The organism is Weizmannia sp. FSL W8-0676, assembly GCF_038593015.1.
GTDB lineage: Bacteria > Bacillota > Bacilli > Bacillales > Bacillaceae_C > Weizmannia > Weizmannia coagulans.
In genome coordinates, this window is sequence record NZ_CP151954.1 from 2,947,069 (window position 1) to 2,961,084 (window position 14,016).

Here is a 14,016-nt window from a genome sequence, read left to right on the forward strand (position 1 = left end):
TCTTAACAGGGAGGCTTGTTGCTGTCAACGAATAATTGATGTTTTACAGGCCGGTAATGTTCGGGTCTGAACTTGATTTCCTTCCTTCAAATACAATTTTTCTAGTGGCCGGCTCATATTCTTTCCTGCCGTTTTTCTTGACTTCCCGGAACACCGGCTTTTCGATTCTTCTGACCGGCCGGAAGCCCTCTTTTTCCATTCTTGCCAGACAGTCCGCAATGGTCTCATTTTCAAGCACTTCAAACTGTTTTTTCATTTGCTCAATTTCCCTTTCTTCACCGCTTTTACCCAAAAACCGCCGTAAATGGTTTTCGGCTCGTATGCAATGATAAAGGCCTTTGGATCAATCGTCTGAATCGCGTGGTATAATTTCAGCTCATATTTCCTCGGCGTCAAAACCTGGAGGGCAATCCGGTCGCCTTCAAGCCCGTGCGCATCCCATGTAGTAACGCCGTAGCCACTTTCCCGCAATTTTTTTGCCAAATCCAGATTTGCCCCTGTTGTAATGACATTGACCGTAATATAGCCGAGCGCCAGTTTTTCTTCAATTTTCATCCCCACCATGACGCCGATTCCATAACCAGCCGCATACGCAATAATGTTTTGAATCTTATTCAGATTATCAAGAACAAGCCCGAGACCGATGATATACACGATAATTTCAACCATGCTGACAAAAGCGGCAATATACCGGTATCCTTTTAACGTTAGAATCATCCTCGTTGTCGAAAAGGATACATAGATAATATTAACAACAAAAATAATCAGTACCATGACAATACTATTGTGGAGCAATGATGTTCCCCCTCCTCATCACACATTCATTTTGCTTCTTTTCCATCATATCACGGCCGGAGCAAAGTAAACGTGTCCATAAGCATGATTTTTTATGATAAAACTTTTTTATGATACGATAGGGGGTAATCGAAGAAATGGGGTGTTCATATGAAAATTGAAGTGTGGTCTGACTTTGTCTGCCCATTTTGCTATATTGGAAAACGGCGTTTGGAAATGGCGCTGGCACAATTTCCGCACCGGAACCAGGTGGAAGTTGAATTTAAAGCGTTTGAACTTGACCCTGCTGCCGAAAAAGGCATCGGCAAAAATATCCACGAAGCGATTGCTGAGAAATACGGCATCAGCATGGAAGAAGCAAAAAAGGCAAACCGCGGGATCGGTGAACAGGCGGCAAGCGTGGGGCTTCATTATGATTTTGACAACATGAAGCCGACAAACACGCTGGATGCACACCGCCTTGAAAAGTTTGCCGCGACTGAAGGCAAAGGGGCGGAACTCGCCGAAAAACTGTTCCACGCCTATTTTACAGAAGGAGCGTATATCGGTGACCACGAAACACTTGCCGCAATCGCCGAATCTGCAGGCCTCAGCCGGGAAAAAGCTTTGGAAGTGCTTCGTGACCCGAATGCCTATTTAAATGACGTACGCGTGGATGAAGCCATCGCACAGCAATACGGCATCACCGGCGTCCCGTTTTTTATTCTCAACCAAAAATACGCCATCTCCGGCGCCCAGCCGCTCGAAACCTTTACAAGCGCCCTTCAGAAAGTATGGCAGGAAGAAGCCGCAGCGCCGGTGCTGCAAGACCTGTCCACCGAAGAAGACGTTGCCTGTGCAGATGGAAGCTGCATTATACCCGGGAAGGAAGAAAAGTAACCATGTTATAAAAGGCAGGGATATTCCCTGCCTTTTTAAAATACGCCTATGGGCACTCTTTCTGTATCCGCTGATGGTTAGAAAAATTTGTTCGCGGATTTAGAAAAAGCAAATAAAAAAACGCAGACGATTTGTCTACGTTTTTTTATTTGGCCCGGCAACGTCCTACTCTCGCAGGGGGAAACCCCCAACTACCATCGGCGCTGGAAAGCTTAACTTCCGTGTTCGGGATGGAAACGGGTGTGACCTTTCCGCCATCATCACCGGACCAGTATAATTTTGGGGTGTGTTCCCTGAAAACCGGATGGGAGAAAAAACTGTAAACTGAGAATAGCTTTGGTTTCTAACTTTGAGAATTGTCTAGCTCCAGCGCCTATCGGCTAGCGTATTTCTGCGCTTTCTCCCTACGATAAGCGGGCATCGGCTCGCCTTTAGGGGCTCGCCGTGTTTCCTTTATCTCAGTCGAAAGCTCCGAAATCCGTACGCCGATGACCAAGGCGCTTCCGCTTTTCGTGGTTAAGTCCTCGATCGATTAGTATCCGTCAGCTCCACGCGTCGCCGCGCTTCCACCCCGGACCTATCAACCTGATCATCTTTCAGGGATCTTACCAGTATAAACTGTGGGAAATCTCATCTTGAGGGGGGCTTCATGCTTAGATGCTTTCAGCACTTATCCCTTCCGCACATAGCTACCCAGCGATGCCTTTGGCAAGACAACTGGTACACCAGCGGTGCGTCCATCCCGGTCCTCTCGTACTAAGGACAGCTCCTCTCAAATTTCCTGCGCCCGCGACGGATAGGGACCGAACTGTCTCACGACGTTCTGAACCCAGCTCGCGTACCGCTTTAATGGGCGAACAGCCCAACCCTTGGGACCGACTACAGCCCCAGGATGCGATGAGCCGACATCGAGGTGCCAAACCTCCCCGTCGATGTGGACTCTTGGGGGAGATCAGCCTGTTATCCCCAGGGTAGCTTTTATCCGTTGAGCGATGGCCCTTCCATGCGGAACCACCGGATCACTAAGCCCGACTTTCGTCCCTGCCCGACTTGTAAGTCTCGCAGTCAAGCTCCCTTATGCCTTTACACTCTGCGAATGATTTCCAACCATTCTGAGGGAACCTTTGGGCGCCTCCGTTACCTTTTAGGAGGCGACCGCCCCAGTCAAACTGCCTGCCTGACACTGTCTCCCACCCCGGTAAGGGGTGCGGGTTAGAATTTCAATACAGCCAGGGTAGTATCCCACCGATGCCTCCGCCGAAGCTGGCGCTCCGGTTTCCAAGGCTCCTACCTATCCTGTACAAGCTGTACCAAAATTCAATATCAGGCTGCAGTAAAGCTCCATGGGGTCTTTCCGTCCTGTCGCGGGTAACCTGCATCTTCACAGGTACTATAATTTCACCGAGTCTCTCGTTGAGACAGTGCCCAGATCGTTACACCTTTCGTGCGGGTCAGAACTTACCTGACAAGGAATTTCGCTACCTTAGGACCGTTATAGTTACGGCCGCCGTTTACTGGGGCTTCAGTTCAGAGCTTCGCCTTGCGGCTAACCCCTCTCCTTAACCTTCCAGCACCGGGCAGGTGTCAGCCCCTATACTTCGCCTTGCGGCTTCGCAGAGACCTGTGTTTTTGCTAAACAGTCGCCTGGGCCTATTCACTGCGGCTTCCCGGGGCATACACCCCAAAAAGCACCCCTTCTCCCGAAGTTACGGGGTCATTTTGCCGAGTTCCTTAACGAGAGTTCTCTCGCTCACCTTAGGATTCTCTCCTCGCCTACCTGTGTCGGTTTGCGGTACGGGCGCCTTTCACCTCACTAGAGGCTTTTCTTGGCAGTGTGGAATCAGGAACTTCGGTACTTTAATTTCCCTCGCCATCACAGCTCCGCCTTGGCGCGAAGGATTTGCCTCCGCACCGGCCTAACTGCTTGGACGCGATCAACCAGTGTCGCGCTTGCCCTATCCTCCTGCGTCCCCCCATCGTTCAAACGGTGAAGAGGCGGTACAGGAATATCAACCTGTTGTCCATCGCCTACGCCTTTCGGCCTCGGCTTAGGCCCCGACTAACCCTGAGCGGACGAGCCTTCCTCAGGAAACCTTAGGCATTCGGTGGAAGGGATTCTCACCCTTCTTTCGCTACTCATACCGGCATTCTCACTTCTAAGCGCTCCACCGGTCCTTCCGGTCCGGCTTCAACGCCCTTAGAACGCTCTCCTACCACGGACACCAAACGGTGTCCATCCGCAGCTTCGGTGATACGTTTAGCCCCGGTACATTTTCGGCGCAGCGTCACTCGACCAGTGAGCTATTACGCACTCTTTGAATGATGGCTGCTTCTAAGCCAACATCCTGGTTGTCTAAGCAACGCCACATCCTTTTCCACTTAACGTATACTTTGGGACCTTAGCTGGCGGTCTGGGCTGTTTCCCTTTCGACCATGGATCTTATCACTCACAGTCTGACTCCCAAGCATAAGTTTTTGGCATTCGGAGTTTGTCTGAATTCGGTAACCCGATGAGGGCCCCTCGTCCAAACAGTGCTCTACCTCCAAAACTCTCCGCTTGAGGCTAGCCCTAAAGCTATTTCGGAGAGAACCAGCTATCTCCAAGTTCGATTGGAATTTCTCCGCTACCCACACCTCATCCCCGCACTTTTCAACGTGCGTGGGTTCGGGCCTCCAGCAAGTGTTACCTTGCCTTCACCCTGGACATGGGTAGATCACCTGGTTTCGGGTCTGCGGCCTCATACTCTTTCGCCCTGTTCAGACTCGCTTTCGCTGCGGCTCCGCTTCTTCAGCTTAACCTTGCATGAGACCGTAACTCGCCGGTTCATTCTACAAAAGGCACGCCATCACCCGTTAACGGGCTCTGACTACTTGTAGGCACACGGTTTCAGGATCTCTTTCACTCCCCTCCCGGGGTGCTTTTCACCTTTCCCTCACGGTACTGGTTCACTATCGGTCACTAGGGAGTATTTAGCCTTGGGAGATGGTCCTCCCGGATTCCGGCGGGATTCCTCGTGTCCCGCCGTACTCAGGATCCACTCGGGAGAGAACGAAGTTTCAGTTACAGGGCTTTTACCTTCTCCGGCAGGCCTTTCCAGGCCGCTTCACTTACCCCGTTCTTTTGTAACTCCCATATGAGTGTCCTACAACCCCGGAAGGCAAGCCTTCCGGTTTGGGCTGTTTCCTGTTCGCTCGCCGCTACTTGGGAAATCGCAATTGCTTTCTCTTCCTCCGGGTACTGAGATGTTTCAGTTCCCCGGGTGTGCCCTTCCTGCCCTATGGATTCAGGCAGGAATCCTGTCCGATTAAAGACAGGGGGTTTCCCCATTCGGAAATCTCCGGATCAAAGCTTACGTACAGCTCCCCGGAGCATATCGGTGTTTGTACCGTCCTTCATCGGCTCCTAGTGCCAAGGCATCCGCCGTGCGCCCTTTCTAACTTAACCATAAAAGGTTTAAATCCAAAAATAAGCGATTCTCGGTTTACTTGGTTTATTTCTCCTATCCGGTTTTCAAAGAACACGTTTATAAAGGTGGAGCCTAGCGGGATCGAACCGCTGACCTCCTGCGTGCAAAGCAGGCGCTCTCCCAGCTGAGCTAAGGCCCCGATCATTAAGGAATGGTGGGCCTGAATGGACTTGAACCATCGACCTCACGCTTATCAGGCGTGCGCTCTAACCAGCTGAGCTACAGGCCCTTAATGAAAGGAAATATAAGGAAGGATTGAACCTTCAAAACTGGACAAAACGGAAACGCCAAACTTGATTTTGGAAAACGAAGTTTTCCTTTTCTGTCTAGCTCCGGGCGCTATCGGCTAGCGTATTTCTACGTCTTCTCCCTACGATAAGCGGGCATCGATTCGCCTTTAAGGCTCATCGTGTTTCCTTTATCTCAGTCGAAGACTTCGAAATCCGTACGCCGATGAACGAGCGCCCTACGCTTTTCCCCTTAGAAAGGAGGTGATCCAGCCGCACCTTCCGATACGGCTACCTTGTTACGACTTCACCCCAATCATCTGTCCCACCTTCGGCGGCTGGCTCCGTAAAGGTTACCTCACCGACTTCGGGTGTTACAAACTCTCGTGGTGTGACGGGCGGTGTGTACAAGGCCCGGGAACGTATTCACCGCGGCATGCTGATCCGCGATTACTAGCGATTCCGGCTTCATGCAGGCGGGTTGCAGCCTGCAATCCGAACTGGGAATGGTTTTCTGGGATTGGCTTAACCTCGCGGTCTCGCAGCCCTTTGTACCATCCATTGTAGCACGTGTGTAGCCCAGGTCATAAGGGGCATGATGATTTGACGTCATCCCCACCTTCCTCCGGTTTGTCACCGGCAGTCACCTTAGAGTGCCCAACTCAATGCTGGCAACTAAGGTCAAGGGTTGCGCTCGTTGCGGGACTTAACCCAACATCTCACGACACGAGCTGACGACAACCATGCACCACCTGTCACTCTGTCCCCCGAAGGGGAAGGCCCTGTCTCCAGGGAGGTCAGAGGATGTCAAGACCTGGTAAGGTTCTTCGCGTTGCTTCGAATTAAACCACATGCTCCACCGCTTGTGCGGGCCCCCGTCAATTCCTTTGAGTTTCAGCCTTGCGGCCGTACTCCCCAGGCGGAGTGCTTAATGCGTTAGCTGCAGCACTAAAGGGCGGAAACCCTCTAACACTTAGCACTCATCGTTTACGGCGTGGACTACCAGGGTATCTAATCCTGTTTGCTCCCCACGCTTTCGCGCCTCAGCGTCAGTTACAGACCAGAGAGCCGCCTTCGCCACTGGTGTTCCTCCACATCTCTACGCATTTCACCGCTACACGTGGAATTCCACTCTCCTCTTCTGCACTCAAGCCTCCCAGTTTCCAATGACCGCTTGCGGTTGAGCCGCAAGATTTCACATCAGACTTAAGAAGCCGCCTGCGCGCGCTTTACGCCCAATAATTCCGGACAACGCTTGCCACCTACGTATTACCGCGGCTGCTGGCACGTAGTTAGCCGTGGCTTTCTGGCCGGGTACCGTCAAGGCGCCGCCCTGTTCGAACGGCACTTGTTCTTCCCCGGCAACAGAGTTTTACGACCCGAAGGCCTTCTTCACTCACGCGGCGTTGCTCCGTCAGACTTTCGTCCATTGCGGAAGATTCCCTACTGCTGCCTCCCGTAGGAGTTTGGGCCGTGTCTCAGTCCCAATGTGGCCGATCACCCTCTCAGGTCGGCTACGCATCGTTGCCTTGGTGGGCCATTACCCCGCCAACTAGCTAATGCGCCGCGGGCCCATCTGTAAGTGGCAGCCGAAGCCGCCTTTCCTTTTTCCTCCATGCGGAGGAAAAAACTATCCGGTATTAGCCCCGGTTTCCCGGCGTTATCCCAGTCTTACAGGCAGGTTGCCCACGTGTTACTCACCCGTCCGCCGCTAACCTTTTAAAAGCAAGCTTTTAAAAGGTCCGCACGACTTGCATGTATTAGGCACGCCGCCAGCGTTCGTCCTGAGCCAGGATCAAACTCTCAGTAAAGATGTTTGATAAAAGCTCAAAAAGAATTTGACGTTTCGTTTTGTCCAGTTTTCAAGGAACAATCTTTGCTGTTCTTAACAGCGACTTAATTATTGTATCAAAATATCAATTCGCTGTCAACATCTTTTTTATCAGACTCAGTTCTGAAGAGTAAATTCATCAATTTTTAGATGGTTTATGATAAAATGACTTATCCACATTTAGAAAATTTTTCCATCTATTTTTTCTGCTTTCAAAGTCAAAAAGAGCCGAATTTGCAAATTTCTTTTTTAAAATTGTGGATAACTTCAAAAAAACCTTTTTTTACATCACATCCTTTGCTATAATATAACCATTAAGTAAACCTTACTTGTATTGGCTTACTTAAATGGGTGAAATCCTCGTCTGTTAAAATGCGTGTCCGAAACGATTCCAACAGATTTGAGGATTTTTCTTTTGCCGTTTTTTTGAGTGCTTTTAAGATTGACGAACCTTTTTCAAACAGCTGTCTAATAATATCTGTTATTTGAACTAATAAATAATGATTTTTCATGGCTGTGTAGTTTTGGCTATTGGCATGTTCTATATTGTAACGATTATTTTTTTGTTCGTTAAATCCTTGATTTTCAATCTTCCAGCGGCTTCTTCCTGCAGCGATGAGTCGTTCCACGTTCTTTTTCGTGATTTTAATATCCGTTATAAATACATACTCTTTCGATTTCCCATCCTCTGTTTTCATTGTGGCCTCCATCAGATTGACCGTTCTGTCTTTGTAGGCAATATCATTCACCCAAACTAATGAATTCTGATCCTTACTTTGTTCCAGCTCTTTTATTGCCTTAAACTCCGTCGAGATACTTTTAATTCTCCCTTCCTTAAATCTGCATATATATTTCCATTTGTGCGCCCTGCACAGATTAAATACCGTTTCACATGCATAGAGACTATCTCCCAAGATACAAATCGGTAGTCTTTTAAATATTTTTTTTATTTTCTTTGCCAGCCTGTCGAAGGCTTTTAATTCACAATCTTGCTTAGAAACATTTTCTGATTCATTTTCGATAAATTCGGAGGCAATACTGAAGACCATATCCCCCACGACAAGCTTGGCTTCAAGTACATGGTGCATATAAAGTACGTTCGTTTCTCCTGTTTCTTTATTTGTATATGCCCGTCTCAGGCAGTGTTTACAATGTTTCTCATGAAAGGTGTGTAATCCAGTTCCATCAATGATGACACCCCAGTACTTTCCTTCAATTCGATAAGACTCGAGAGACCTTTTTTTCAATAATTCTTTAATCATATACGTTCTAATTTTTTCTAATTCATTTACATCTAAGCCAGATAAAAAGTCGTTAATTGTATCATAATGTGGAAGTTCTTCAAGAGAATCTAAGCCTAACACCTTCCCTACATTTTTAATACATTCTTCTTTATTAAAACTCTCACTCATGTTTCTCATGGATTTTAGGCCGGTCATATTTTTCAACATCATCGTAAATAAAAGGACCTCTGGACCATAAGTGATATAGCTTTGATGTCGGTGGTCTGCTACCTTTTTTAGGTTATTCATCAGGTCTTTGAAAAAATGCTTCTGAATTTTAAGGAACTCGAAAAAATAATTTGCTTCTTTTTCACGATTTCTTTTTTCTTTTCTAGTAACCAAAATAAAAACCCCCTCAAAACAGCCAAGTTTAATTAGGGCTTGCTGAACGAATCAAATTTTAGCTTGTATTCGACTTGTCACTAAGCCATGCCAAAATATTCGTCCAGCAAGCTCTAATTATTTAAATTATTACATATTTAGCCGCATTTTTGGGGGGGAATAGTTAAATTATCCCGAAAAATTTTTACTCCTCAGAGCTGTATCAGACTCCCAATATTTATCAGTTCCTGTCGAGTCAGCCTTATTATCATACCATCCGTGTTATCCTAAGTCAATATAAATTGGCATGAAATTTTTTCCAAACCCAATCCATCAAATTACCAACAAAAAGACCGACACACGGGGATCTTTTGGGCAAAATCAAATTGACTTCTTTTTGTTATCAGTGGAAAATGAAAACGTGTAGGAGCGATGCATTTTCCATTTAAGGAGAGGTTGAATTTGAAAACATTTTTTCGCAATTACAAATCCACTGCCATATTGCTGGCTGCCATCATCATTGGCGGCATTGCGGGCGTGGTTGCAGGCTCAAAAGCAGAGGTTGTAAAACCATTCGGGGATTTATTTTTAAATTTAATGTTTACGGTTATTATTCCGCTTGTGTTTTTCAGCATTTCTTCTGCCATCGCAAATATGGCCGGCCTTGGCCGTTTGGGCAAAATTTTAGGGAGCATCATTCTTGTGTTCCTTGGCACTTCCCTCTTGGCAGCCATCATTGGTTTTGGCGGCACTTTCATCATCAAGCCGCTTGCGCATACAGATACAACCGCCATAGAACAGATGATGGCAAAAGCAGACGGAAGCCGGCAAAGCGGCACCAATCCGTCTTTTCTCGAACAGCTTGTTCAAACATTCACAGTGCCTGATTTTCCAAATTTATTTACCAAAACGAATATGCTTCAGCTGATTGTTTTTTCCGTTCTGTTCGGCCTGGCTACCACATTGGCCGGGGAGAAAGGAAAGCCGGTTGCTGCTTTTTTGGCATCGGGAACAGCCGTCATGATGAAATTTGTTAAAATCATCATGTATTATGCGCCAATCGGGCTCGGGTGTTACTTCGCTTCCATCATCGGCACACTCGGCCCGCAAATTTTGGAAGGATATGCGCGTTCGTTTGGTTTATACCTGATCTTAACGGTCATTTACTTTTTCGGCTTTTTTACCTTATATGCCTTTATGGCCGGGGGGGCAGAGGGGATCAAAGTTTTTTGGAAAAATGCGGTCCCCCCTTCTGTTACGGCTATTGCTACCTGTTCAAGTGCTGCCTGCATTCCGGTTAATTTGGAAACTGTTCAAAAAATGCATGTGCCTTCCGACATCGCGGAAACGGTGATTCCTTTAGGCGCGAACACGCATAAGGACGGCTCGGTGTTTGGTGGCGTGCTGAAAATCGTTTTTTTGTTCACCTTGTTCGGGAAAGATTTGACAAGCCTGCCCCATATGCTGGCTGTCATTGCCGTTGCATTTCTTGTCGGCGCGGTAATGGGGGCGATCCCAAGCGGCGGCATGATCGGGGAGATGCTGATTTTAAGCGTTTTTGGATTCCCGCCGGAGTCGCTTCCGATTATTGCAGTAATTAGTACGATTATTGATGTTCCGGCCACGCTTTTAAATTCGACCGGAAACACGGTAAGCGCCATGCTCGTTTCCCGGCTTGTTGAAGGAAAACATTGGCTCAGCCGCACGCAGTAAAAGAAAGAACCAGGCAGCCCGTTTCTCAGGCGGAAGCCGTGGAGTGCCGGAGAAGGAGCCGGATTTCCGCCGGTTTCTTAAAAGAACCGCTGTTTCAGAAAAAACATTATGGAAATGGAAAAACCGCCGGGGAAAATGATTTTCCCGGCGGTTTTTTGTTCAGGGTTGCCCGCAAAATTAGTTTTTCACAGCTGTTTCCTGTTTTTTGTACAGATTCAGCAAAGCTTCGCCCGCATATGTTTCGTCAACTGCGGCTTGTTCAACTGCATCATATGCCATCGTGTTGGTTACGATCACCATCGTTGTCGTGTCATAGCCGGCTTCTTTGATTTTTTCCGGGTCAAAGGTGCCGAGTACGTCACCCTTCCTGATGCGGTCCCCGGTTTTTACATTGGAATGGAAGTGTTCCCCGTTTAAGTTGACGGTATCGATGCCGACGTGGATCAATACTTCCGCTCCGCGGTCGGATTGCAGGCCGTATGCGTGGCCGGTCGGAAAAGCAACGGATACTTGCCCGTCAAACGGGGCTGCCACTTTTCCTTCTTCCGGCACAACGCCAACCCCTTTCCCCATCGCTTCCGAGCTGAAAACAGGGTCATTCACAGAGGTTAACGGAACAACGCGGCCCTTTACCGGATTATAGACAATTTCGTTCAGTTCCATGCCGGCCGTATCCACTTTCGGCAGTTCTTTTTGTCCCGATTCCATCTTGCTTTCCACAGCTGCCGTTTTCTTTTCCGTCAGGCTTTTCTTGCCCATTTGGACATTTGCGAGCATTTTTTCATTGTTTTCTTCATTAAAACCGAAAATCAATACAAGTACGAATGCAATCGCCCATGCGGCAATACCCGCAACGGCTTCCATGGCAACGCTTGAACCTTTGCCGATAAACAGCGGAAGTTCAAAGAAATTCATAATCGGCGTGTACTGGAAAGCTTTTACACCGGCAAAACCGGCAATGGCGCCGCCGATCGCACTGCCGGCCAAACCGAAAATAAAACCTTTTTTGTATTTCAAATTGATGCCGTATATCGCCGGCTCCGTAATGCCAAAGAAGTTACTGATTGCAGCGGAAACGGCGATTTCCCTGTTTTTCGATTTTTTTGCTTTAAAAATCGCGCCTGTCACCGCGCCGAACTGTCCGAAGACGGCAACAAACATCATCGCCAGCAGCGTATCATAACCGTAGTTTTGAATGTTAATCAGTGAGATCGGCAAAATTCCCCAGTGCAGCCCGAAGACGACAAACACCTGGAACAGCCCGGCCAGAATAAATCCGGCAACAGCAGGGCTCAAGCTGTACAAGTATTGATAGCCATAAGCAAGGCCCATGCCGATCGCATTGCCTAATGGGCCGATCACGATAAAAGTGAGGGCGCCGGCAACAAGCAATGTGAAAAACGGCACAAATACAAGCTGGGCAACAGCCGGTAAATGTTTCTTAAACCATCTTTCAATATAACTCATCATCCAAATGGCCAAAATGGTCGGGATTACCGCACCGCCGTACTGTTTAAAATTGATGGCGTACCCGGCAATGTGGCCGATTTTCGGAATGCTGCTGTCTGTCAGCGGGTAAATCATCGCGGCAGCAAGTGCAACAGAGATAAACCGGTTTGTATTAAACTTATCCGCCGCCGTAATTGCAATAAAAATCGGCAGCAATGTAAACACGCCGGTTGCGAGCGCGTCCAAGATGCTGTACCAGGCGGATGATTCAGACACGATATGGGTATTTGCCAAAAGGATGGCAACGCCTTTTAAAACACCGGCACCGGCCAGGACGGAGATAAACGGTGTGAAAATACCGGAAAGCACTGCCACAAAGCGGTCGAAAACATTGCCTTTTTCTTCGCTTTCTTCCGCCGCCGCATCGTTTTCAACCCCCGCATCGGAAGCCGTAAAATGATATTCATCCATAATGGCGTTATAAACTGGAACGACCTCATCCCCGATCACGACCTGGTACTGTCCTCCTGCATTCACCGCCGTAAGGACATTTGGCAAGCTTTCCAGCGTTTCTTTGTTTGCCTTGCCTGTATCTTTTAACCGGAAGCGCAAACGGGTGGCACAGTGCACAAGCGACTTTACATTATCAGGCCCTCCGACATTTGCCACAATATCGCGAGCAAGCTGCGCGTAATCTTTCTTTGCCATGCAAAATCCTCCTCAAATCATGATGGTTTCCGGAAACAGACGTGCAGCAATTCCCCGGGAAAATAAAAAGGCATGAGGAAAAAGCGGGAAGGCCATGGCGGCTGCCACTCCCGGCATCTTTTTCACTCATGCCTGATCGAATCAGTAACACGTTATGATAACATTTGATTCATTTTTAATGTGGAACCCGTTTCAGACGCATGCTACCGGATAAAGGCTGCTGCATCGTACACCGGTTTTTCCTGTTTGCTGCATCATTCACAATTTCCATGACAAATTATAGCACCGCAGGCATCCCAGTTGCAAGAAAAAATTAAAAAAGCATTTGGCATCCCGACATGAACAATGACGGCGTTTTGGCATTATTCAGCCTTTCATCACGCATGCCATGTATAATCAGGAGGCCTTTTATGATTCTATTTTGGATTGGATCCGTTGCAGGTGCATCGTCAGGTAAACGGCTTCTGCATCGTACACCGGTTTCTGTAATGCTTGCTGCATGATTTTGATCAATTTCCACGACAGGTTATAACACCGCGGGTATTCCTGTTGCAGGAAATGATTCAATTTCTCGGGCTCCTCCACTTTTTCCCCCGTCAGCACGCGGTCAATTGTATAGCGCAAATGGCGGACAAGGCGCATATAATGAATGCTGTCTTTGTCAAAAGTCATTTTAAATTCATACTCAACGGTGGAAATGAGCTGCCCGATCAGATGGGAATGCCGGCTTAATTCGGAAAGCTGCTTATCCGTAACAGCACTGTGGATGTGCAACGCAATAAATCCGGCTTCCCCCTCCGGCAAATAGACGTCCGTTGCTTCATTGATATAGTCCACCACTTCGCAGGCAATTTCGTATTCGCGCGGATAGAGAATTTTCGTTTCGGCAACGAACGGATTTTTGACAGCCAGCCCTTTCCGGATCCGGTTGATCGCAAAAGCAACATGGTCTGTCAAGGCAACATGGATATGTTCATTTAAAGGAGAATCAGCCCGGCTGCGGATCATCTCAATGGCCGAAATGACCACTTCAAGGGTTTGATTATCAATAGAAGGAATCAGCTTCATATACTGTTCCTGTTCTGTTTCGTTCTTCAGCACAAACATTTTTTCAGCCGATGCCTGCGGGATGGCCTCCCCTTTTTTCCGGTTAAAACCAATCCCCTTTCCGATCAACACCGTTTCTTCATAGCGGGGGTGGGAGGCAACAAGTACATTATTGTTTAAAACCTTTTTGACGATAAAAGCTTCCATTTCAATCCCCCTCGGCTATAGTGCAATACGATTAGTTTAAATGAAATGCGCCGGTTTTTCAATTTCTGCTGCCGAAAAAAACTTGCAGA

At 47.9% G+C, this 14,016-nt stretch carries 7 protein-coding genes, 2 tRNA genes and 3 rRNA genes; 2 read left to right on the forward strand and 10 right to left on the reverse strand.

The features are described from left to right. Positions 1 to 43 precede the first annotated feature (43 nt). Both NST20_RS14445 and NST20_RS14450 read right to left on the reverse strand, forming a co-directional pair. A complete protein-coding gene (locus tag NST20_RS14445) occupies positions 44 to 256 on the reverse strand; it encodes an NETI motif-containing protein (RefSeq protein ID WP_013860606.1) in 213 nt (70 codons plus the stop codon). Then, positions 253 to 795 (reverse strand): DUF2179 domain-containing protein, encoded by a 543-nt coding sequence (locus tag NST20_RS14450; RefSeq protein ID WP_013860607.1) that lies wholly within the window; start codon positions 793 to 795, stop codon positions 253 to 255. The genes NST20_RS14445 and NST20_RS14450 overlap by 4 nt, the downstream gene beginning before the upstream one ends. 150 nt (positions 796 to 945) lie before the next feature. Between NST20_RS14450 and NST20_RS14455 the strand changes: the two genes are divergently transcribed. Continuing rightward, on the forward strand, positions 946 to 1,674 hold the full coding sequence (locus NST20_RS14455) for a DsbA family oxidoreductase (protein ID WP_342399739.1): 729 nt from the start codon (positions 946 to 948) through the stop codon (positions 1,672 to 1,674). 152 nt (positions 1,675 to 1,826) lie between these two features. On the opposite strand, the gene rrf is transcribed toward NST20_RS14455, so the two are convergent. The 6 genes from rrf to NST20_RS14485 form a co-directional block, all read right to left on the reverse strand. Then, positions 1,827 to 1,942 (reverse strand): 5S ribosomal RNA (rrf, locus tag NST20_RS14460). 244 nt (positions 1,943 to 2,186) lie between these two features. Beyond that, positions 2,187 to 5,119: ribosomal RNA gene (locus NST20_RS14465) — 23S ribosomal RNA — on the reverse strand. A gap of 88 nt (positions 5,120 to 5,207) precedes the next feature. Next, positions 5,208 to 5,280: transfer RNA gene (locus NST20_RS14470), tRNA-Ala, on the reverse strand. Between the two features lie 13 nt (positions 5,281 to 5,293). Beyond that, positions 5,294 to 5,370, reverse strand: a tRNA-Ile gene (locus NST20_RS14475). A gap of 255 nt (positions 5,371 to 5,625) precedes the next feature. Next, positions 5,626 to 7,179, reverse strand: a 16S ribosomal RNA gene (locus NST20_RS14480). The 16S, 23S and 5S rRNA genes sit together here with 2 tRNA genes alongside, the layout of an rRNA operon. 334 nt (positions 7,180 to 7,513) lie before the next feature. Beyond that, positions 7,514 to 8,824, reverse strand: a complete 1,311-nt coding sequence (locus NST20_RS14485) for a transposase family protein (protein ID WP_013858128.1) — start codon at positions 8,822 to 8,824, stop codon at positions 7,514 to 7,516. Positions 8,825 to 9,265: 441 nt separating this feature from the next. Between NST20_RS14485 and NST20_RS14490 the strand changes: the two genes are divergently transcribed. Beyond that, positions 9,266 to 10,516, forward strand: a complete 1,251-nt coding sequence (locus tag NST20_RS14490) for a dicarboxylate/amino acid:cation symporter (RefSeq protein ID WP_017551439.1) — start codon at positions 9,266 to 9,268, stop codon at positions 10,514 to 10,516. A gap of 177 nt (positions 10,517 to 10,693) precedes the next feature. Here the strand turns inward: NST20_RS14490 and NST20_RS14495 are convergent, their stop codons facing one another. Further along, entirely contained in the window at positions 10,694 to 12,673 is a 1,980-nt protein-coding gene (locus NST20_RS14495) for a beta-glucoside-specific PTS transporter subunit IIABC (protein ID WP_340703061.1), read from the reverse strand. 408 nt (positions 12,674 to 13,081) lie between these two features. Further along, a complete protein-coding gene (locus tag NST20_RS14500; protein WP_342399740.1) occupies positions 13,082 to 13,927 on the reverse strand; it encodes a transcription antiterminator in 846 nt (281 codons plus the stop codon). Positions 13,928 to 14,016: the final 89 nt, after the last annotated feature.